The sequence below is a fragment of the Flavobacterium sp. AC105 genome (assembly GCF_979258495.1).
The window spans coordinates 5,405,884-5,427,763 of the sequence record NZ_OZ409860.1 but is presented as its reverse complement, the minus strand read 5'-3'; the positions used below and the strand labels follow the sequence as shown (position 1 = coordinate 5,427,763).

Here is a 21,880-nt window from a genome sequence, read left to right as displayed (position 1 = left end):
ATTCGTTATATTCAATCACTTAGTTAATCGGAAATTGTTCGCAGCTCTTTCCGATTTTTTTATTCCTGTAATTTTACTTCATCATGTTTTTTCATTGGTTTAGTGGTTATTTAATTAGTATTTGATTGTTTTTTATGGTGTAATTAATACCATGAATATCATTAAAATAGCTCATAACATTTTCTATAGATTCATCTTTGAAACTTGCATTGAATTTTTCTGCAGCCAGTTTTTCGTTTTTGTTGATGATGGTAACATTGTATCTTCTTTCCAGTTTTGTAATGATATTTCTAAAAGTCATATTTCTAAAGGTCAATCCGCCGTCTATCCATGAAGTATAAATATCAGTAATAACTGCTTTGGTCGAAATCATATCATTTCCTTTATTAAAACTTCCTTTAAAACCAGGTTTCAGAATTGTGTTTTTAGCTGCATCAAATTCCTCGCTTGTATTATACATTCCAACAGAACCTTCAACCAAAACGACATCTGTTGCATCATCTTCAGGATAATTTGAAACATTAAAATGAGTTCCTAAAACGCGTACATTCAGTTTGTCTGCATTTACGATAAATGGATGTTTTTTATCTTTTGAAACATCAAAAAACGCTTCACCATCTAAAAATACCTGTCTGTTTTCGCCGGCTATAAATTTTACAGGATATCTAAAAGTTGTACCTGCATTTAAGTGAACAAGCGTTCCGTCAGACAATTGCAATCTAAATTTTTTGCCATAAGGAATTTTGATTGTATTGTAAGTTACTTTCTCTAAATCTGAATTGTTTTCGTAAACAATCTTATCTCCGTTTTGATTTCCAACAATATTTCCTTTTTGATCCTTAACCTGAGAGGAATTATTTTCTGAAATAATCTGAACACTACCGTCTTCTAACTGCAGAACAATGTCATTGCTTTTAAAATCGAATTTTTGCTGTTCGGTTTTAGTAAAAGCATCTTGTTTATATGCAAAACCAACTCCAAGCAAAACTAAAACAGCAGCGGCAATCGAAATGTATTTTCTAAAATTCGATTTCTCTGAAGTTATTTCAATTGTAGTTTCGTTTTCCTTAGCTGAGGTTAAGATGTTCATGAAGATAGCATCGGCAGTTTGCTGACTCATTTTAGGCATTTCGCCCAAAAGATTTTGAACATCTTCTACAGAAGGAAAATCATCTGTAAGTTTATTTTTTTTATAATAGGCAATTACCTCGTTTGTTTCTTCGGGTGTACATTGGTTCAAAACAAACTTTTGTAAAAGGGATTGCATTTCAGAATTTGAATTCATTACGAATTGTTTTTAGGTCCGGTTCTGATATAATACAGTTGAAAGGAAGTTGAGTACTACTCAAACGTTGTAAATTTTTTAATTTTAACATTTTAAAAAACTAAAAAACCTTGTTAAGTATTGATTTTACTGAGTTTTTCGTTTAAAAAAACATTTTATTTATTTTAAAATATTTAATGATTTGTCACATTGAGCGAAGTCGAAATGCAATCGTGATAATCGACTACGCTCGAACTCACAGAAATAAGATAGCCATCGTTAAAATTTTAAAACATTACGTTCCGTCCGTAAGTCTTATACCCTTTGAGGTTAAAAACAAAAAAAATCACCCGATTAGAGTGATTTTGATGGTTAACGTGGTTTTTTGGTTTAGATAATCTCGTCATGAACGTGAAAAAAGACCCGCATCGATTCTAATGCTTTGCTCATTTGGTTCCGGACAGTATTTATAGAGATGCCGAGTTCCTGACTAATTTCTTCATAACTCATGCCTTTCTTTCGGGACATTTTAAAAATTTGCTTTCGTTTTGGAGGCAATTGTTTCATCGCCTGCTTCCGAAGTTTTTTGCAATCTTCTTCACGAATAGAATAATCGCCATAATCATGTGATTTCTGGCTTTCGTAAAAAACAGCTTCTTTTAGCGCTAAATCATTAGCCGCTTTATTTAGGGAATTAAAGGCCTGATTTCTGGCAATTGTAAAGATATAAGCTTTAAAAGATTGTTCCAGATTTAAGTTTTCGCGATGTTGCCAAACCTTCATAAAAACGTCTTGTACGTTCTCTTCTGCAGCTTCTTTTGATTTTAAAAGGCTTATGCTATAACCATAGATATCCTGGTAGTATAAATCAAAAAGCTGACGAAATGCTTTTTCGTTGCCATTTTTGAGTTCACTCACCAATATTTTGTCGCTATGATTGTTTGTTTCCAACATTAATTTAATTAGTCTTGATTTAAATCTAATTATATTATGATACTATCAAAATTGGTACTCTAATTTGTTGACTGGTTAGCAAATATATAAAAATATTATTCGCAACAAATAGTATTAAAAAAAACTTAATTCTATTTTTATAGATAAGTTTTATGTATCAAAGTACCAGAAATACTGATAAAATGCTTTTTATCAGGTTGGTAAGTTTTTAACTGATATTTTATAAAATAATCATAATGAATTTGATTTTTTGAGAATATTCTTATTTCAAAAACGAATAATTGACAATGATGTAATAAGTTTAGTCAATAAAAAATCCTTTTATCTTTTTTATAATAAAGATAAAAGGATCGTTAAAATCGTGAGTTTTTTAGAACTCTATTTGTTAAAATGTATTAATTTTTCAAATCTTTAATCACTTTAAAAGCAACATCAACCTGATCTTCTCCAACTAAAATCGTAAATTCATTTGAAGTCGAAATTACCTCATTTATAATAATTCCTTCCCAGGCCAAACGCTGAAAAATGAAATAATAAATTCCAGGAACAACAATATTTTCTTTTGGTAATTTTACAGTAATCGAAGCCAAATTATCTAATTTCTGAATTAGTTTTTCACGCATAAAATGCTTTTCAACCAAGTGATTAACACTGCTGCTTACTACAATATTCGTTTCGTTTACACCACGAGATGAGGTGTAAAAGATATCAGATAAAGCATTAATATCAGAAATTAAATCAGCCTGTTTGTTCAAAACAGTTTCCGAAGCCGCAAAAGTATAATCCGTTAATTCAGATCGAACTGTGATTTCACCAATATTCTTAATTACTTTATTGATTTTATGGTTTAATTTGAAATCAAGTTCCTCGGTGAGCCGTTTCAGCGACATTACAACAGCGCCTTGTTTTACTTCTTTACCAAATTCACTTTCCAGTTCGGTCATAATGTTCCGCGAAAGAGAAGTAAGGTTGATAATTCCAAGCGATAACGCGTTTAATAAAAAGGGTTTTGTTTTGATGTAATTTTCGACGATTGAAGAAACGGTTTTCATAATTTTTTTTCTTTTTTTTTGTAACTTAATTGTGTTGGTTTAGTTAATTGGTGGTGTTATAAAACTATGCAAATATAAATAAAAAAACAATTTGTTACAATTATAACAATAAAAATTTATGTTAAAAATGGTAAAATGCGTCGGTAAGATGTTCAATTGCAAATGTTTCGCCACTTTTATGGACTGCAATTATATCAAATCGAATTTCACAATCTTCATTAAAATCCTTTTCCCTATCGTTTATGTAGGCATTTACTGCTTTTATAAGCAGCTGAATTTTTTTTGACTTGACAAAATCTTGCGGTAAACCAAAATCAACACTCGATCTGGTCTTTACTTCAACAATAGCCAAAACAGATTCTTTTTGGGCAATAATATCAATTTCTGCCTTTTGATAAGTCCAGTTTCTGTTTAGAATTTTATACCCATTCTGCTTAAGATGTTCCACAGCAAGTTCTTCGCCCTTTTTGCCGAGTTCGTTGTGTTCAGCCATTTTTTTAATTGTGAATTAATGAATTGTATTTTTATGCTGTAACGAGCAATTTGCACGCAAAGTCGCAAAGACGTAAAGTTTAATCCAATTTACTTTGCGTCTTTGCGACTTTGCGTGAAATATTTGATTCTTTTTCAACGGATTAAAATCCGTTGCTAAATCGTTCCTCTGGAACTTTTCAGGAAAGAGCCTTTGGCTCGACTAATTTTGTAGAGATGGATTTTAATCCATCCAGTAATTTCGAGTCTTCACAAGATTTGTATGTGTGGTATTTTTTTTCTTATATAAAATAAAAGATAGTTTTATTTTTGAAAAACAACAGTGCTTCCAGTTTCATTTACTTCAATAGAAATAGTATTTCCCATAATCAAAGCACGATTATCCTGAATATGCCCTGCCGGGAAATTAAAAATCACAGGAATATTGTATTTTTTGGTTACATCATCAATGATTTCAAGCGCATTTTTTCCCCACGGAACTTCATTGTCTTTCATTTTTGTCATTCCGCCAATAATAATTCCTTTTAGGTTTTCGATGCAGCCATTACGTCTTAAATTCATCATCATACGATCAATGTGATATAAGTATTCATCGAGATCTTCGATAAATAAAATCTTATCCTTGCAATCAATTGCTGATTGTGAACCAAGCAAACTATATAAAATAGATAAATTTCCTCCCACTAATTCACCGGTTGCTTTTCCAAAACGGTTCATTTTATCCGGACCAATTGAGTAGGAAAGTGGCTCGCCAAACAAACTCGATTTCATTGAACTTATAGCGGCAGGAGTTGCACGCGGAATCGTAACTGGCATTACACCGTGAATCGATTTATAGCCCATCGTATTCAAATGATTGTGCAAAACGGTTACATCGCTAAAACCAATAATCCATTTTGGATGCTGTTTGAATTTAGTAAAATCTAACAAATCAACCATTCTTACCGTTCCATATCCGCCACGAACACACCAAATAGCTTTTATATTCGGATTGTCTAACTGATGCTGAAAATCGGCAGCACGCTGTTCATCAGTTCCTGCAAGTTGGTTAAAATCAAGTCCAATTGTAGTTCCAACAACAGCTTCAAGACCCCAACTGTGCAATAAATCTATCGTAGGTTTTAGGTTATCGTCTATATTTTTTCTGGCCGTTGCCAAAATGGCTACTGTATCTCCTTTTTGTAAATAAGGTGGTGTTATCATGTTTTGTTGGGATTGACAGATGAATGATTGTAAAGCAAAAATAAGGAATACGAATTTACCAAAAGCAAAGCGTTTCTTGAATTGTGGGAAACTTTTTATGTTCATATTTTCTTTTTGCTTAAAATTATAAATTATTTTTTAAATCTGATTTTGATTCCGGGATCATCCTCCATATTTATGTTCTAATGCTGCTAAAATTAAAAGTAATCCTTTGTCCGCTTCTTCAGATTGTACGTTGGCAAAAAGAATAAAAACTTTGTTGATGTCCTTGCAAATATACACTTTGGTTAAAAAAGTTCCGGGGTTTCCGTTATGAAAAGAATATTTTAATTGACTTTTTTCATTGATTTCTGAATTCCATCCAAACGAAAATTCGGGTAAACCGAAATGCATATAATTGAATTCTTCTGCCGTAAATAATTTAGATTTTCCCTGTAAACCCTGAAGCTGCATTTGTGTGAATTTGCAATAATCAGGCAGACTAACATTTATATTCCCTGCTGACGACAGCCAGTTTAATTTGTAATTTAAGGCAGGTTTTTCAGGTTTCAAATCTTCGTCGTGTCCCCAAGGCTGATTTTTATCTTTTAAATTAGGCTGCCCAAAATCAAAATCGATATTTAAACTTTTGCCCAATTCCTGTATTAGAGTTTCATAACTTTTTCCGGTAGCTTTTTCGAGCATAAGTCCGGCCGCAACATAACTTGGATTTGACCAATAAACAGGTTGTGTTTCTGTAACAGGATTTTGCTGCAAAAACCAGGCGATAAATTCATAACGCTGCTGCTGATTATCTCCTTTAATTTCTTTTTGCGTTGGCGTTTCATTTCCGTAAGACCAAGTATTGATTTTGGCTCGAAAAGTTATAAAATCCTGTAACGTAAAATTGTAAGTTGCAGGATTGCTTTTGGCTTTTAGTTCCGGATATAAATCAAAAAATTTAGTGTCCCATTTTATTTTTCCTTCCTTAACTAAAACTGCGGCAAGATAACTGGTGACTGTTTTTGTGATAGAACCCAAACGAAATTTATCATCAATTTTAGCCTTATATTTTGAGTTTATACGCTGATATCCCAAAGCCTGAATTTCTAAAACAGAGTCTGATGAAACCACGGCGTAAGCCAACTCCGGAATATTATACTTTACTCTGATGCTATCAGCAAACGAACTGCTTTTTTGCGCATATAAATTGTTGAAAATGCCGAATAAGAATGCGTAAAAAAATATTTTTTTCATTTTTTGATTAGAGTAAATTCAGTAAGCAAGTTACGAGACATTCTTCGATAATCAAAAAACTAAATTGAAATAAAAACTAGAAATTTCCTACAATTAATTTAATTTCTTACATTGAGCTTTTTAAGATCACTAATTATGCGAATTACATTGTTTACATTTTATTTAATGGCATCTTTTTCATTGTCATGTGTACATGCCCAATCCAAAAAATATGTTATTCATACGGTTGCATTTTATAATTTCGAAAACCTTTTTGATACCAATGATGATCCAAATACGAATGATGACGAATGGACTCCAAATGGCAAACAGCATTGGACTCAGGAAAAATACCGGCAAAAACTAAAAAATCTTTCCAGGGTTTTATCCGAAATAGGAACGCCGGAAAATCCAAATGCGCCAACTATAATTGGAGGTTCAGAAATTGAAAATCGTGGCGTTATCGAAGATTTAATAAAAGAGCCCAAATTGCTTGGTTTCGATTACGGAATTATTCATTTTGATTCGCCCGACAAACGCGGAATCGATGTCGCATTATTATATCAGAAGAAATATTTTAAACTCACTTCTTATGCTAATATTCCTTTATATATCTACAAAAAGAATGTGGAGTTAAAAGAAGATAAAACAGAAGCACTCGATGATGAAGTAGAAATAACACCAAAAAACAATCGAATTTTCACAAGAGATCAGCTTTTAATAACCGGTTTTTTAGACGGCGAAGAAATACATATTATTGTCAATCACTGGCCATCAAGATCAGGAGGAGAGAAGGTGAGCAGCCCGTTTCGTGAAGCAGCCGGACAATTAAACCGAAAGATAATTGATTCACTTCAGCGTATAAATCCCAATGCAAAAGTTATGACAATGGGCGATTTAAATGATGGTCCGTTTAACAGAAGTGTAAAAGTAGCTTTAGGAGCAAAATCAAAAAAAGCCGAAGTCCCGGAATTTGGTATGTTTAATCCGTTCGAAGAAATGGCAAATAAAGGAATGGGAACAATTGCATTTAGGGATTCCTGGGATATTTTTGATCAAATTATAATGACAGAATCTCTTATAAAACCCGATTTTTCAACCTTTAAATTTTGGAAAGCTGGGATTTTCAATAAACCATATCTCGTTCAAAATCTCGGACAATATAAAGGATATCCGTTACGGCATACTTTAACCGAAGTTGGTTTTAGCGATCACTTTCCGGTTTATATTTATCTGATTAAAGAAATGAAATAAGTCGCAGTTTTCAGTCACAGCTGAAAACTGCCACTGAAAACTGTCACTGCGACTGGAAACTTTTCCTTAACTTAGCTACTTAGAAACTTAGTACCTCAAAAAATGTCAATAGCAAAACCTTTCAATCTTACCAAATGGATCGATGAAAACCGTCATTTACTTAAACCACCAGTTGGAAACAAAAACCTGTATGTAGATTCCGGCGATTATATTGTGATGATTGTTGCAGGTCCAAATGCCCGCAAAGATTATCATTATAACGAAACCGAAGAACTGTTTTATCAGCTTGAAGGCAGCATAAAAGTTGTAATTCAGGAAGATGGCGAGCGCAAAGAAATGGAATTAAATGCCGGCGATATGTACCTTCATCCAGCAAAAGTGCCACATTCTCCAGTTCGTTCAGAAGGTTCAATAGGTTTGGTAATCGAGCGCAAACGTGCCGGAAAAGGATATACAGATGGATTGCTTTGGCATTGTGACAATTGCAACCATAAATTGTACGAAGTGTTTTTTGAACTTCATAATATCGAAAAAGATTTCCTGCCACATTTCGAACATTTCTATAATTCAGAAGAACTAAGAACTTGCGATAATTGCGGAACCGTAATGGAAACTGATCCTAGATTTGTGGCGAAGAAGTAATTTCATTGTCAATCTGATCGAAGTCGAGATTTTTGGAATTTGGACTCGAGCTATAGCGAACAGGCGAAGCAATTTCAATATTGGAATTTGAGATATTTTTAGGAGCTAATCCCGCTATTCGTTTCAATCTTTTGTGCCGAACGCCGGCACAAAAGGATTTTCACTTCTATCGGGGCTAGGGCACTCGTTTTCAAAAGAAATTTTCACATCTTTATTATCATCCTTACCAGGAAGATTTTAACACAAAGATTGTCACCCTGAGCGAAGTCGAAGGGCGTCACGTGGCTTCGACTTCGCTCAGCCTGACATAGCTATTGTATAAAGAAAGATGAGCTTTGTTATTTCTGTGAAAATCCGTTTAATCCGTAAAATCGGTGGCTAATTAAGCTTTACAACTCAAATCGTTTCCCTTGTTCAGGATAAATAATCTTCAATCCTAAATCATTTTGAGTCTTCAATTGCTCTTTAATTTTTGCAATATTTTTAGTGGGAGGTTTCAAGTGCGTCACGATAATATTAAAACCTTTCAAAGAATCTTTTCCTGCTAACTCTTCCAGCACATGAAGTTCTTTCATTAAATAATTCGGAGTTAAATGTCCAAATAAAAATTTATCGGGTTGTTCATTCGGGAAAGAAACTTCAATAAAAATACCTTTCAATTGTTTCTTTTGGACAAGAAGCGCAATTGCTGCCCATAAATCATGCAAATCAGTACTTTTTTCAACAGCATCAGGTCCGGTATCTCCTAAATATAAAACATAATTATCTCCGTTTTTGATTAAAAATGCAGTACTTTCAAATGGATTCACATGACTTAACGGAAATGCTTTTACTGTCATTGTGGTATTTGTAATTGAAGTTTCTTCACCAATCGTTAAAGTCTGAAAATGATATTTTTTCAATGGGAAACCCGGTCCTGCATCACCAAAATTTGCCCAGGTTTGGTCGTTGAAATAATGGTTTTCCACCATTTCCATACATTTATTAGTCGCATAAACTGTTTTTGAAGAATCAGCAGGTGAATTAATAATTAATCCCGAAACGTGATCCAAGTGCGCATGCGAAATAAAATATCCTTTAATGTATTTTCGTAAAACTTCACTTGTCGAAACTTTAAAGACTTTGTTTTCAATCGCTTTTTCAATTCCGGCATTTACCGTTCCGGCATCCAGACAGATATAATCGTTTGTATTGGCTGGCGCTAATAAATAAGCCGAAAGGTTCTTTTCGTCGATTCCGCCTTTTACTCCTAAAGGAACAACCTGAAAAGCAGATTTTTGTTCTTTTTGAGAAAATGCATTTACCGAAATTAAAAGGAAGCAAAGCAGAAGACGATTTAAAATGGTCATGTTTAAGTAATTTTGTTATTGCAAATTTCATGAATTAACGGGAATAAATTGCGGTCTATTTTGCTAATTGCTGTTAATTAATGCTAAATTTACTTTGATTTTAACTACCCAATTTGATTGAAATTCAACTCGAAATAATATCTTTACATAAAAATATAACAATTTTAACTAAAAAAGTTACAATGACAACAATAGCATCGCAATTTGGAATGAATGAGGCTCTGGAAAAATTGGGCATCAAAACGATAAATGAAGGAACATCAACAGGATTACAAAACTTTTCTTCAGGAGAGATTTTAGAAAGTTATTCGCCGGTTGATGGTAAATTAATTGCTTCGGTAAAAATGTCAACGTCTCAGGATTACGAAAAAGTAATGCAGTCAGCGACAGAAGCTTTTAAAACATTTCGTTTAATTCCTGCACCACAGCGTGGAGAAATTGTACGTCAGTTTGGACAAAAATTACGCGAAAATAAAGAAGCTCTTGGTAAATTGGTTTCTTACGAAATGGGAAAATCATTGCAGGAAGGATACGGAGAAGTTCAGGAAATGATCGACATCTGTGATTTTGCTGTTGGTTTATCGCGCCAATTACACGGATTAACCATGCACTCTGAAAGACCCGGGCACCGTATGTATGAGCAATATCATTCATTAGGAGTTGTGGGAATCATTTCGGCGTTTAACTTTCCGGTTGCAGTTTGGTCCTGGAATACCGCTTTAGCATGGATTTCGGGAGATGTTTGCGTTTGGAAACCTTCTGAAAAAACACCTCTTTGCGGAATTGCCTGTCAAAATATTATCGCTCAGGTTATCAAAGAAAATAATTTGCCAGAAGGTATTTCATGCCTGATTAATGGTGATTATAAAATAGGAGAATTAATGACGGCTGATACGCGAATTCCGTTAATTTCTGCTACAGGTTCAACCCGAATGGGAAAAATCGTTGCACAGGCTGTTGCGGGACGTTTAGGGAAATCATTGTTAGAGTTAGGAGGAAACAATTCTATTATTGTAACTCCGGATGCTGATATCAAAATGACCGTTATTGGTGCTGTTTTTGGAGCTGTTGGAACGGCAGGACAACGTTGTACATCAACTCGTAGATTGATTATTCACGAAAGTATTTATGATAAAGTAAAAGATGCTTTAGTTGCGGCATACAAACAATTAAGAATCGGAAATCCGCTTGACGAAAACAATCACGTTGGGCCGCTAATTGATACACATGCAGTTGAAATGTATGCTCAGGCTTTGAATAAAGTCGTTGCGGAAGGCGGAAATATTTTGGTTGAAGGCGGCGTTCTTTCCGGAGAAGGTTACGAAAGCGGCTGTTATGTAAAACCTGCCATTGCAGAAGCGCAAAATTCGTTTGCAATTGTGCAGCACGAAACATTTGCTCCGGTTTTATATTTGATTAAATATTCAGGAGAAGTAGATAATGCGATTGAACTTCAAAACGGAGTTGCACAAGGATTATCATCTGCTATTATGACGAATAATCTTCGTGAAGCCGAAAGGTTTTTATCTGTTACAGGTTCTGATTGTGGAATCGCAAACGTGAACATCGGAACATCCGGTGCTGAAATTGGCGGTGCTTTTGGTGGAGAAAAAGAAACCGGCGGAGGTCGTGAATCTGGTTCTGATGCCTGGAAAATCTATATGCGTCGTCAAACCAATACCATCAATTATACTACAAGTCTGCCTTTGGCACAAGGAATTAAATTTGATTTGTAAAATTCTTTTTAAAAAATCTATTATATGCAAAAGGCTTCCAAATTTGGAAGCCTTTTATTTTATGGAATATTCTTAAAGTTTATTTTTTTAGAATAGTCTGATTGAATGTTCCTTTATCCGTATATACTTTTGCTAGATAAGTTCCGCGAGTTAATCTCGTCATATCAATACTTTGTATGCCTTTTTGAGCAGTTTGAATTAATGTACCTGACAAATCATAGATTAAAACTTTTTCTACTTGCTGATTCGAATCTGACAAATATAAAACGTCTGTTACAGGATTTGGATACAAAATTGCTTTAGCGGTTTCTGTATTTTCTGTTGCTTCTAAAGTTTGTGCCACACGTAAAGTTCCTCCACTATAGTGTGTACTAATGTAAAAAAGATTTGCAACAGATCCTTTAGTTATCGTATTTGTCCCGGCTGGAATTGAAGCTGTAACAATTCCTGCAGTTGCAGTATAAGGGACATTATTAACTTTTATTGTTCCTGTAAAATTAGAATCAAAAACCAAAGTTAAGGTTGATGCACTTGTAGTGGTGTATGTAATTGTTGTGCTTGATTCAATTTTTAAGCGTGCTGTCAATGTTAATCCTGCATAAGTTACAGATCCTGCAGTTGAATTCATATTACCGGTAATGGCGTAAAATGAACTTGTTTTTCCTGAAGTTGTAAAATTATGAATTTGATCTCCACTTGGTGTTCCGGTTGTAACTGTAATAGTTCCAGATCCTGTTGCAACTGTTCCGGTTCCGGTTGTTGCAATTGAATAAGATACAGAAGCTGTTGGTGTTCCGGTAATTGTGATGGTTTTAGCAGTTGTATTTTTTACAAAACTAATTCCTGATGCCGGTAATCCTGTCACTGTTGCATCTGTTGCAGTTCCTCCCCAGGTAAAAACTATTGAAGAAATTGCAGTTCCACTAGCAACAGTTTGATTATTATTTGAAGTCGATGTTAAGGTTTGAGCTCCTGATGCCGTAACTGTAATAGTTCCGGATCCTGTTGCCGGCGTTCCAGTTCCTGTAGTTGCAATTGAATAAGAAACAGTTGCAGTTGGAGTTCCTGTAATTGTGATTGTTTTTGCTGTAGCATTTTTCACAAAACTAATTCCTGACGCTGGCAATCCTGTTACTGTTGCATCTGTTGCGTCACCTCCCCAGGTAAAAACAATTGTTCCAATAGCAGTACCACTTGTAACTGTTTGATTGTTGTTTGTAGTTGAAGTAAGTGTTTGAGAACTTGCCGGAGGATTTCCTTCGCCCTGAACAGCAACTAAAGATCCTGTATAGTTTGTTAACGCAGTTTTTAAAGCTGTAATGACAAGTGAGGATTTGTCATCTACACTATTGTCAAATGTCCATTTTAAATCTCCTCCTGAAACACGTCCTGAATATTGTATTACTTTAGTTTTGGCAGCTGCGGGCTGGTCTATCACTAAGTTTTTTACATATAAGGCAGCATCCGTATCGAAGTTATTATACGTATTTGCACCAGATTTTGATTTAACATTACTGCTAACTACTTCACCTCTTGAAGTTGCCAGATAAGCATCAAAATCTGTTGTGGAACTAATTTTTCCTGAAATGTTGTATAAGGGGTTTGTATCGCCATAAGCAACAAAACGCATATTATTGGTAGCAATATCAGCATCAAAAGTGTTATTGAATGCTTTGATAGAACCTCCCGCTTCACCTGAGAAAGTTCCCATAGTTCCGGCATTATTGACCTGATTGGTTTCGTCCCAAATATCTGAACCCTGTAAAGAAGTTAGCATTGGATGTTTACTGTTTCGGAAATAATTTCCTTCCACAAAAAGTGATGACCCCAAAGTAGATCCCGCGCCATATTTGCAAACTCCATCATAATAATTGTTGTAAACGTGTGCAGAATAATAACGAACACGAGGATGACGCGAATCTGAGTGATCAAACCAGTTATGGTGATACGTTATATACAATCCGGTTGTAGTTCCTTCGCTTAATCCCAAAAGACTTGCTTTTCCGTTATCCCAAAAGTGATTGTAAGAAAGTGTAATATAAGTTGATGATTTGTTATCTAATGCTCCATCACCTTTAATTTGGTCAGCGTCACTGCCCGCATTTCCATAAAATAAATCACAATTATGAACCCAAATATGGTCATTATCTTGCTGCATTCCAACATTATCGCCAGCAGTACTATTGCAATTCATAAAACCGATATTGCTAACTTCTATATTTGATGCAGATTTAAGACGAACACCCCATCCATTTGCAACGGCATCAGTTCCTACTCCTTCAAGAGTTAGATAACTCGATGCATTATTTGCATTTTCGATTGTAACATCTCCACCTTCCATTACAGTCATATCAGTTATATTTCCGATTAAACGAATGATAAACGGTCTTGTATCTTTTCCTTTTTTGATGGCATAAAGAATATTTTGCAAACCGACACAAGGATTTGCGCTGGCACCAGTAATATTTATTGAAATTGTATTTTTCGTGTTTGGTGTAATGTAAAGAATAACGGCGTTATCTTTAGGAGTTCCATCAGCTTTGTATCCACCTGGAACCCGACCCCCATCAAAAGCAAAACCATTACGATCCTGTGCTAAAACTGTTAAGTTGCTTGTTGTAGATCCGGTTCCTTCAGCGCCAGAAATTACAGGTTTTATTTTTACGGTATAAGTTCCGGATTTTAATCCTGGAATATCTGCTCTGAAGTAACTTCCATAACTTCTGATAAGCTGATCATCTATTTTTTTGTCTGTAAAGCCTCCGCCTGTATAATAAACATTGTAGGATTGTGCATTGCTTACAGGCTGCCATTTTACAAATGCAGATTCCAGCCAGCCCGAAGCTTCATTAATTTGAACTTGCTGTGCCCAAATTTGCATTGTAAGAAAAAATGCGGTCAATAAAAGTAGGTTTTTTTTCATAATGTGTGGTTTGACATTAGTTAGTAAATAATGATTGATTTTGGATATCACAAAATCAATTTTAAATTGTAATCGATTACACAAAAATATATATAATTTTAGAATTGTGTATTTTTTTTCTAATAAAATAATTAATTATATAAAATTATAGTTTATTAAATATCAATTATGTAATTAATTACACTAAATGCAACTTATTACATAATGTAAGAAAGGATTGTAAGATGCTAATTTTATTAGCTTTTTATGATTTTACAATGAAGCGATTTCCTGATAAAAATCTATTTTTTAATTTTTTTTAAGTTGAAAAAATAAATTTCATAATTATAAGATAAAAGCTGTTAATTTTTTAAAATTCAATTAAATATTTATTCTAAAATGTATTTTGATAATTAATTTGAAGGTAATTTTTTGATCAAAAAAGGCTGAATTTTTTAATTTTATAATGGCGTTAAGATATTTTCTGACTATTAAAATTGAAGAATTAATTATTTAAAATAGGGGGAAATTAATAGAATGAAAGCCCTGCTGTTTTGATTGATTTTTGAGCATAAAAAAAGCCTTTTTGAATTTTCAAAAAGGCTTTCTCTGTTTTGTTGTAGAAAACTATTTATTGTTTGCTAATTTAGATAGTAATCTTAAAAATTCGATATATAACCAAACTAGTGTGATCATTAATCCCATTGCACCATACCATTCCATGAATTTTGGCATTCTTTCCTGAACCCCTCTTTCAATTTGATCAAAATCTAAAAACAAGTTTAAGGCTGCGATAATAATTACAAAAACGCTAATTCCAATACTCATCATTCCATTTCCATAATGTACCGGAGTGAAATTGAATATCAAAGATGCTAACCAGGAAATTAAATAATAGGTTGCTATTGCTAATGTAGCTGCTATAACTACAGATCTAAATTGCTCTGTTACTTTTACAATTTTGAATTTATATAAACCTAAACAAACCAAAAATGTTACTAATGTTGCACTAACTGCATTAATTACGATTCCCGGATATTTTAGTTCGAATATTGCCGAAATTCCTCCTATAAATAAACCTTCAAATAAAGCATAACCCGGAGCTAAATACGGAGAAGCCTGAGGTTTAAATACAGAAACCAATACAAGAATGAAACCAATAACTGCGCCTCCAATAGCAGGCAAAAGAGGATTCATTCCGTTAAATGCCATCCACCACGTAACCATAGATGATGCACATAATATTAAAAACAAAATAGCTGTTTTATTAATAGTACCTGACAAAGTCATTTCCTGATTGTAATCAATAATTTGTGCTTCGTGTACTTCTTCAGCTTTTGAAACAGCATTTGATGAAAAACGCTTGTCGCTTAAAAATGGATTTTTTGAATTGAAGTTCATATTTCTAATACATTTAATTGTACCCAAATATATGGAGTTTTTTTGATGTGTAATTGTTTCCGTTAAATTTTTAACATGAATTTTTAGTCGTAACAGAATAGCCGTAAAACAAAAAATCCATTCGCGATAACGAATGGATTTTTCTATTTTAGGATTGAATTTTTTATTTCAATAAGTCTAAAACTAATGATGGGAATAAACCTAAAAGAATATTTAAACCAATCGAAATAATAGCAACTGCATAAATAAGAAAAGGTTTCCCTGTACGTTCCTGATTAGGTTCTTTAGAATACATAGCCAAAATTAATTTGAAATAATATCCTACACTTATAATTGAATTTATAACAGCAACAATTACTAAAGCAATATAACCTGCCTGAATAGTTTGATTAAATAAGAATAACTTAGCAAAGAATCCGGAAAAAATTGGAATACCGGCCATAGATAGTAACGAACCTGTAAGTATTGCAGCCAATAACGGATTTGTTTTTCCTAAACCGTGAAAGTTGGTAACATCTTCGTTATCCTGATTTTTACATACATATAGAATAACGCTAAAAGCAGCAATTCCGGCAAGTGCATAAGCAGCTGTGTAATATAATAAAACTCCTGCTGATGTTGCAACAGTTAATAAAGTCATCAACATGAAACCTGCGTGAGATATTCCTGAGAATGCCAACATACGTTTTACATTTACCTGACGCAATGCCATTATATTTCCAACCGTCATAGATGCTATTGAAATGATGACAACAATAGTTTCAAATGTGCCTAAAAGATCTTGATTATCAAGAGAAGGAATTAAATTTAAAGCTGAAATAAGTTTGTAAAGTGTCGCAATTGCAACCACTTTTGCTAATGTACTCATTAAAGCAGTTGTTAATGCCGGTGAACCTTCGTAAACATCCGGAGCCCAAAAATGAAATGGAACTGCAGCTACTTTAAACAACATTCCGATTGTCATTAAAATCATCCCGATTGGAAACCAGATTGGTAATTCGGCAGATAAAGAGCTTTCGCTGATTTCAACAACGTCAAAGCTTCCCATAGCTCCGTAAATCAAACAGATTCCGAATAAAATAATTCCAGATGCGAAAGATCCCATCAAAAAGTATTTCATACCTGCTTCGTTACTTTTTAAATTCAATCGGTCACTTGCTGCAAGAACATATAATGCGATTGATAAAATTTCGATTCCTAAAAAGAACATTGCTAAGTTTCCAAAAGAAACCATTGCAACTGCTCCGGCTAATAAAAATACTTTTATGGCAACATAATCGGAAATCTTTGTTTGGTGATTTTCGTAAAAATTATGACTTAAGGCTACCAGAAAAATGGTCAGAATAATAAACAATGATGAAAATGCAGTTGAGAATTTACTCACTGTGATCATATTGTTGTAATAACTTGCTGTTGATCCAAATTCGTAAAAGTTAAGTACCAAAACGCCCAATAATCCAATAATGGTTATAGGAATAATGGCTTTCCTTAAATTAAGAATTTCAAACAATAGGCAAAAAATACCCAATCCTGTTATAGCTATTAATGTATTCATTTTTGTTTTTTTGATTTAGGAAATCAAAAACTACTGATGCCCTAATTTATTTTTATTTAAATATTAATTCTTATTGATAACGTTTAAAATATTTTCTAAACTTGGCGTAATCAAATCTGTAATTGGTTTTGGATAAAATCCGAAGAATATTAAAACCGCAATAATTACAACCAATGAAATACCTTCGTTTACAGAAACATCTGCAAAAGTTTTAGAATTGGTTTCTCCCAACATTACATTTTGGAACATTTTCAACATATAATATGCTCCTAATATAATTGTTGTTCCGCCTAAAACTGCAAACCAAATATTAACCTGAGACAAACTATATAAAACGGTGAATTCTCCAACAAAATTAAAGGTACTTGGCAAAGCTACCGAAGCTAAAACCAAAATTAAAAACATAGAAGTAAATTTTGGAGATTGCGTACGAATACCACCCATTTCAGAAATATTTCTAGTTTCGAATCTTCTGAAAATAATTTCTGCGGCATAGAATAATCCAACTACCACAAAACCGTGAGCGATCATTTGTAAAACAGCTCCACGTAAACCGTCAATCGTTAAAGTGTAAGTTCCTGCAGCAATTAATCCAACGTGGGCTAATGATGAATAAGCCAATAATTTCTTTAAATCTTTTTGTCTTAAAGCAACGATTGATCCGTAGATTACCCCGGCAATTCCTAAAGCAATAAAGATATTCATGTATTCTTTTGCAGCAAGAGGTGCAATTGGCAATTGCCAACGAATAACACTATACAATCCCATTTTTAGCATGATACCAGATAAAAGCATTGTTCCAACAGTTGGTGCTTTTTGGTAAACATTTGCCTGCCATGTATGGAAAGGAATAATTGGAATTTTGATTGCATACGCTAAAAAGAAAGCTAAGAATATCCAAAGTTGTTCTGTAGCTGATAGATTTACTTTATATAAATCCTCAATTAAGAAACTTCCAGCTTTTTGGTATAAATAAATAAAAGCAACCAACATGAATAATGAACCAGCAAGTGTGTAGATAAAGAATTTAACTACTGCTTTTCTGCGTTCTTCAGCATCTCCGTTACCCCAAATGAGGGCAATAAAATAAATAGGAATTAGAGCAAGCTCCCAGAAAATATAATATAAAAGACCATCTGCAGCAAGGAAAGTTCCTGTCATTGCAAAAGCCATAAATAAAATTAAAGCATAAAAACCTTTAGCATTTTTATATTCATTCCCAAAAGAAGAGAATATAATAATTGGCGTTAGAGCCACGGTTAACAAAAGCATTGCAATTGCTAATCCATCAGCATTTAGCGCAAATGAAATTTTAGGTTGTGTAATCCATGCATTGATTAAACTGATATTCTCGCCAGCTAAAAAATGATTTAACAATACAACCGAACAGCCTAAAGCTGCCAAACTAAAGAACAAAGCTACTTTAGATGCTAGTTTGTCACCAACAAAATAAGTGACAAATGCACCAATTAAAAGTATAATTAATATAAGGGAAACGTTCATAGTTATAAAATTATTGAGCTAAAAATATATAAGAAACAATGGCGCAAAGACCTAAAACGAAAGCAAAAAGATATAATCCGATACTTCCACTTTGCAGTTTTTTACCCTGAAAAGCCAATTCATTAGTTACTTTTCCTAATCCGAAAACAAGTGCAGATAAACTTGTTTCAATATAGTCTCTAAAGAATCTTGACAATCCGTTTATAGAGCGAACAAATACCGCATCATAGATTTCGTCTACGTAATATTTGTTGTATAAAACCTTAGTTAATCCAGTTATGTTTTCATCAGCTTCAGGAATATTGTCCTGTTTGAAGTATTTGATGTAAGCAATCAACATACCTAATAAACAGCCTGCAACTGCAACGCCCATTAAGGCATATTCTGTTGTTCCTAAATGGTGTTCTTCGCCTGCCACTTTCGTGAAAAGCGGAGCCATATATTCATTCAGCCAACTATTTCCAGGAAGACTGATAAGTCCGCCAAAAGCAGCTAAAATTGCTAAAATCATTAATGGGAAAGTAATCAATCCGTCGCTTTCATGTAAGTGGTGTTTTTGTTCTTCAGTTCCTCTAAAATCTTTAAAGAAAGTCAAAAACATCAATCTGAACATATAAAAAGCAGTCATTATTGAAGCAATAGATCCAACAACATAAAGCGAAATATTATGGTGGAAAGCAGTCATTAAAATTTCATCCTTAGAGAAGAAACCTGAAAGTAAAGGAAATCCTGAAATTGCCAATGAAGAAATCATCATTGTCCAGAAAGTGATTGGCATTGCTTTACGCAAACCACCCATTTTACGCATATCCTGTTCTCCATGCAAACCATGAATTACAGATCCTGAACCTAAGAATAAACAAGCTTTGAAGAAAGCGTGCGTGATTACGTGAAAAACAGCTACTTCATAAGCACCAAATCCCAAAGCAAGGAACATTAATCCCAATTGAGAAACGGTAGAATAGGCCAATACTTTTTTAATATCCGTTTGTACCAAACCAATTGTAGCTGCTACTAATGAAGTTATAGCGCCAATAACGGCAATAACAGTTTGAACATCCGGTGCTAAATCAAATACAAAATTTAATCTTGTTACCATAAAGATACCAGCCGTAACCATCGTTGCAGCGTGAATCAATGCAGAAACCGGAGTTGGTCCAGCCATCGCATCAGGTAACCAGGTATATAGCGGAATTTGTGCAGATTTACCACAAGCACCAATAAATAAACACAATGCAGCTAATGAAAGCAACGGAATATTTAAGTCAGTAGCTCCGGCAATTGCAGTTTTTAAAGTTGCATAATCCAAAGTCGAGAACATTGAACCAATAATGAACATTCCGATTAATAAACCTAAATCTCCAATTCGGTTCATGATGAAAGCTTTTTTCGCAGCATCATTATAATCCTGGTTTTTATGCCAGAATCCAATCAATAAGTACGAGCAAAGTCCAACACCTTCCCAGCCAATAAATAAAACTAATAAGTTACTTCCAATTACAAGTGTAATCATGAAGAATACGAACAGATTTAAATATGCAAAAAACTTGTGCATATTCTCGTCGTCGTGCATGTAACTAATAGAGTATAAGTGAATCAATGATCCAATTCCGGTTACAAAAAGCAACCATAGTATGGATAACTGATCTAATAAAAATCCTAAATTAATATGAAGATTACTAATTTGAATCCAATCAAATAAAGTAACCTGAATGGCTTGTTTTGTCTGTGTAATTTGATTAAAAAGGACAAGGGTAACTATAAAAGAAACCGCTACGGCAACAGTCCCAATGATTCCGGAAACTGTTTTTCCTAAGCTTTTGCCAAAGAAAACATTGATTAAAAATCCTAAGAAAGGAGATAAAACTAAAATTAAAGCTAAATTGGTATCCATTTCTTTTTATCCTTTTAAATTTTTTAAATTATCGATACTAATCGAACCTAAATTTCTAAAGATCGAAACTAAAATAGCCAATCCTACTGCAACTTCAGCTGCTGCAACTGCCATTGAAAAGAACACAAAAACTTGCCCTTGTGCATCTTGATGATAGGTTGAAAAAGCAACAAATAAAAGGTTAACAGCATTCAACATGATTTCGATAGACATGAAAACGATAATAGCATTTCGTCTGTACAATACACCAAAAATACCAATACAAAAAAGTACAACACTTAAAAAGATGTAGTTTTCGATACCTATTTGATTTAATATATTACCCATTATTTATTTAATTTTTCTTTTTTAGACAATAATACAGTTCCAATCATCGCTACTAAAAGCAAGATCGAAGCGAATTCAAACGGAACCATATATTCGTTCAATAATATTTTACCCAATACTTTGATTGATTGAAAATCCTCACCAGTCGAATCGTATTCACCAACAATTGGTTTAGAGTTGATGAAAAGGGCAATTAATACAATAAGAATCAAACAGAAAGAAACAATCGCACCTAAACGTGTAATTCTTGGTCTGTGAACATCTCGTTGTTCGTTCAGGTTCATCAACATGATTGTAAACAGGAACAAAATCATAATCGCTCCCGAGTAGACAATAATATGAACAATTGCCAAAAATTGAGAGTTTAATAATAAATAGTGACCAGCGATTGAAAAGAAACAAATTACTAAGTAAATAGCACTATGAATTGGATTTCTGCTAAAAATGGTCAAAAAAGCGGTTGCAACCGTTATAAACGCTAAGAAACAAAATATAATTTGTACAGTAGTAGCGTGTGCAAAATCAGGAATATGTATCATTTAGTTAGCATTATTAAGTTGAGCGTTTTTGATCGCCACATCTAGAGGCATCACTAATCTGTCTTTTCCAAAAATGAAATCTTCTCTTTCATAACTAGAAGGAACTAAAACTTTTGAAGTTGTCAAATAGATTGCATCTTTCGGACAAGCTTCTTCACATAAACCACAAAAAATGCAACGCAGCATATTGATTTCATAAATCGAAGCGTATTTTTCTTCTCTGTATAAGTGTTTTTCGTCAGCTTTACGTTCCGCAGCTTTCATTGTGATGGCTTCAGCAGGACAAGATAAGGCACATAATCCGCAAGCCGTGCAGTTTTCGCGGCCTTGTTCATCACGTTTCAACTGATGTTGACCACGATAAACCGGACTCATTTCACGAACTTGTTCAGGATAGTGAATCGTCACTTTTTTTCTGAATAAGTGTTTAAGAGTGATAAGCAATCCTTTCACAATCGCCACAAGATACAATCGTTCCCAAAAAGTCATCTCTTTGTTAGAGACCAACTTTTTTCTACCCGATAATGATATAGTTTCTATTGACATTTTTTAATGTATGATTAACGATTTACAATTTGAGATCATCAAATTCAAAATC

General features: G+C 33.6%; 18 protein-coding genes. 3 read left to right on the top strand and 15 right to left on the bottom strand.

What is annotated here, in order from left to right; genetic code table 11:
- Window positions 1-106 precede the first annotated feature (106 nt).
- From ACZ0AH_RS22575 to ACZ0AH_RS22550, 6 genes are all read right to left on the bottom strand, one after another.
- Entirely contained in the window at window positions 107-1,285 is a 1,179-nt protein-coding gene (locus ACZ0AH_RS22575; protein WP_463477974.1) for a FecR family protein, read from the bottom strand.
- Window positions 1,286-1,654: 369 nt separating this feature from the next.
- Window positions 1,655-2,218: an RNA polymerase sigma factor gene (locus ACZ0AH_RS22570; RefSeq protein ID WP_463477973.1), complete on the bottom strand. Its 564-nt coding sequence runs from the start codon at window positions 2,216-2,218 to the stop codon at window positions 1,655-1,657.
- A gap of 395 nt (window positions 2,219-2,613) precedes the next feature.
- A complete protein-coding gene (locus tag ACZ0AH_RS22565; RefSeq protein ID WP_008466087.1) occupies window positions 2,614-3,270 on the bottom strand; it encodes a hypothetical protein in 657 nt (218 codons plus the stop codon).
- A 121-nt stretch (window positions 3,271-3,391) separates the two neighbouring features.
- Window positions 3,392-3,763, bottom strand: coding sequence for a YraN family protein (locus ACZ0AH_RS22560; protein ID WP_463477972.1), 372 nt, complete (start codon window positions 3,761-3,763; stop codon window positions 3,392-3,394).
- Between the two features lie 302 nt (window positions 3,764-4,065).
- On the bottom strand, window positions 4,066-4,965 hold the full coding sequence (locus ACZ0AH_RS22555) for a S66 peptidase family protein (RefSeq protein ID WP_463477971.1): 900 nt from the start codon (window positions 4,963-4,965) through the stop codon (window positions 4,066-4,068).
- A gap of 162 nt (window positions 4,966-5,127) precedes the next feature.
- Complete coding sequence (locus ACZ0AH_RS22550) at window positions 5,128-6,201, bottom strand: serine hydrolase domain-containing protein (protein WP_463477970.1); 1,074 nt, start codon at window positions 6,199-6,201, stop codon at window positions 5,128-5,130.
- A gap of 165 nt (window positions 6,202-6,366) precedes the next feature.
- Here ACZ0AH_RS22550 and ACZ0AH_RS22545 point away from each other — a divergent pair, with 165 nt between their 5' ends.
- Complete coding sequence (locus ACZ0AH_RS22545; RefSeq protein WP_463477969.1) at window positions 6,367-7,434, top strand: endonuclease/exonuclease/phosphatase family protein; 1,068 nt, start codon at window positions 6,367-6,369, stop codon at window positions 7,432-7,434.
- A gap of 102 nt (window positions 7,435-7,536) precedes the next feature.
- Window positions 7,537-8,076: a 3-hydroxyanthranilate 3,4-dioxygenase gene (locus tag ACZ0AH_RS22540; protein WP_463477968.1), complete on the top strand. Its 540-nt coding sequence runs from the start codon at window positions 7,537-7,539 to the stop codon at window positions 8,074-8,076.
- Window positions 8,077-8,465: 389 nt separating this feature from the next.
- On the opposite strand, the gene ACZ0AH_RS22535 is transcribed toward ACZ0AH_RS22540, so the two are convergent.
- The gene (locus tag ACZ0AH_RS22535; protein WP_463477967.1) at window positions 8,466-9,425 is read right to left on the bottom strand and encodes an MBL fold metallo-hydrolase; all 960 of its coding nucleotides are present in this window, start codon (window positions 9,423-9,425) and stop codon (window positions 8,466-8,468) included.
- Between the two features lie 182 nt (window positions 9,426-9,607).
- Between ACZ0AH_RS22535 and amaB the strand changes: the two genes are divergently transcribed.
- Window positions 9,608-11,161: an L-piperidine-6-carboxylate dehydrogenase gene (amaB, locus tag ACZ0AH_RS22530; RefSeq protein WP_463477966.1), complete on the top strand. Its 1,554-nt coding sequence runs from the start codon at window positions 9,608-9,610 to the stop codon at window positions 11,159-11,161.
- A gap of 79 nt (window positions 11,162-11,240) precedes the next feature.
- Here the strand turns inward: amaB and ACZ0AH_RS22525 are convergent, their stop codons facing one another.
- The 8 genes from ACZ0AH_RS22525 to ACZ0AH_RS22490 all read right to left on the bottom strand — a co-directional run bounded on the left by ACZ0AH_RS22525 (window position 11,241) and on the right by ACZ0AH_RS22490 (window position 21,828).
- Entirely contained in the window at window positions 11,241-14,084 is a 2,844-nt protein-coding gene (locus ACZ0AH_RS22525) for a pectate lyase family protein (protein WP_463477965.1), read from the bottom strand.
- A gap of 606 nt (window positions 14,085-14,690) precedes the next feature.
- Window positions 14,691-15,464, bottom strand: a complete 774-nt coding sequence (locus tag ACZ0AH_RS22520) for a Bax inhibitor-1/YccA family protein (protein WP_463477964.1) — start codon at window positions 15,462-15,464, stop codon at window positions 14,691-14,693.
- A 163-nt stretch (window positions 15,465-15,627) separates the two neighbouring features.
- Window positions 15,628-17,019, bottom strand: a complete 1,392-nt coding sequence (locus ACZ0AH_RS22515) for an NADH-quinone oxidoreductase subunit N (RefSeq protein ID WP_463477963.1) — start codon at window positions 17,017-17,019, stop codon at window positions 15,628-15,630.
- Between the two features lie 63 nt (window positions 17,020-17,082).
- The gene (locus ACZ0AH_RS22510; RefSeq protein ID WP_463477962.1) at window positions 17,083-18,522 is read right to left on the bottom strand and encodes a complex I subunit 4 family protein; all 1,440 of its coding nucleotides are present in this window, start codon (window positions 18,520-18,522) and stop codon (window positions 17,083-17,085) included.
- A gap of 10 nt (window positions 18,523-18,532) precedes the next feature.
- Complete coding sequence (gene nuoL, locus ACZ0AH_RS22505) at window positions 18,533-20,416, bottom strand: NADH-quinone oxidoreductase subunit L (protein ID WP_463477961.1); 1,884 nt, start codon at window positions 20,414-20,416, stop codon at window positions 18,533-18,535.
- Window positions 20,417-20,422: 6 nt separating this feature from the next.
- Window positions 20,423-20,743 (bottom strand): NADH-quinone oxidoreductase subunit NuoK, encoded by a 321-nt coding sequence (gene nuoK, locus ACZ0AH_RS22500; RefSeq protein WP_017494599.1) that lies wholly within the window; start codon window positions 20,741-20,743, stop codon window positions 20,423-20,425.
- Window positions 20,743-21,282 (bottom strand): NADH-quinone oxidoreductase subunit J family protein, encoded by a 540-nt coding sequence (locus ACZ0AH_RS22495; protein ID WP_463477960.1) that lies wholly within the window; start codon window positions 21,280-21,282, stop codon window positions 20,743-20,745. Before ACZ0AH_RS22495 ends, nuoK begins: the two co-directional genes overlap by 1 nt.
- Window positions 21,283-21,828: a NuoI/complex I 23 kDa subunit family protein gene (locus ACZ0AH_RS22490; RefSeq protein WP_463477959.1), complete on the bottom strand. Its 546-nt coding sequence runs from the start codon at window positions 21,826-21,828 to the stop codon at window positions 21,283-21,285.
- Window positions 21,829-21,880 lie beyond the last annotated feature (52 nt).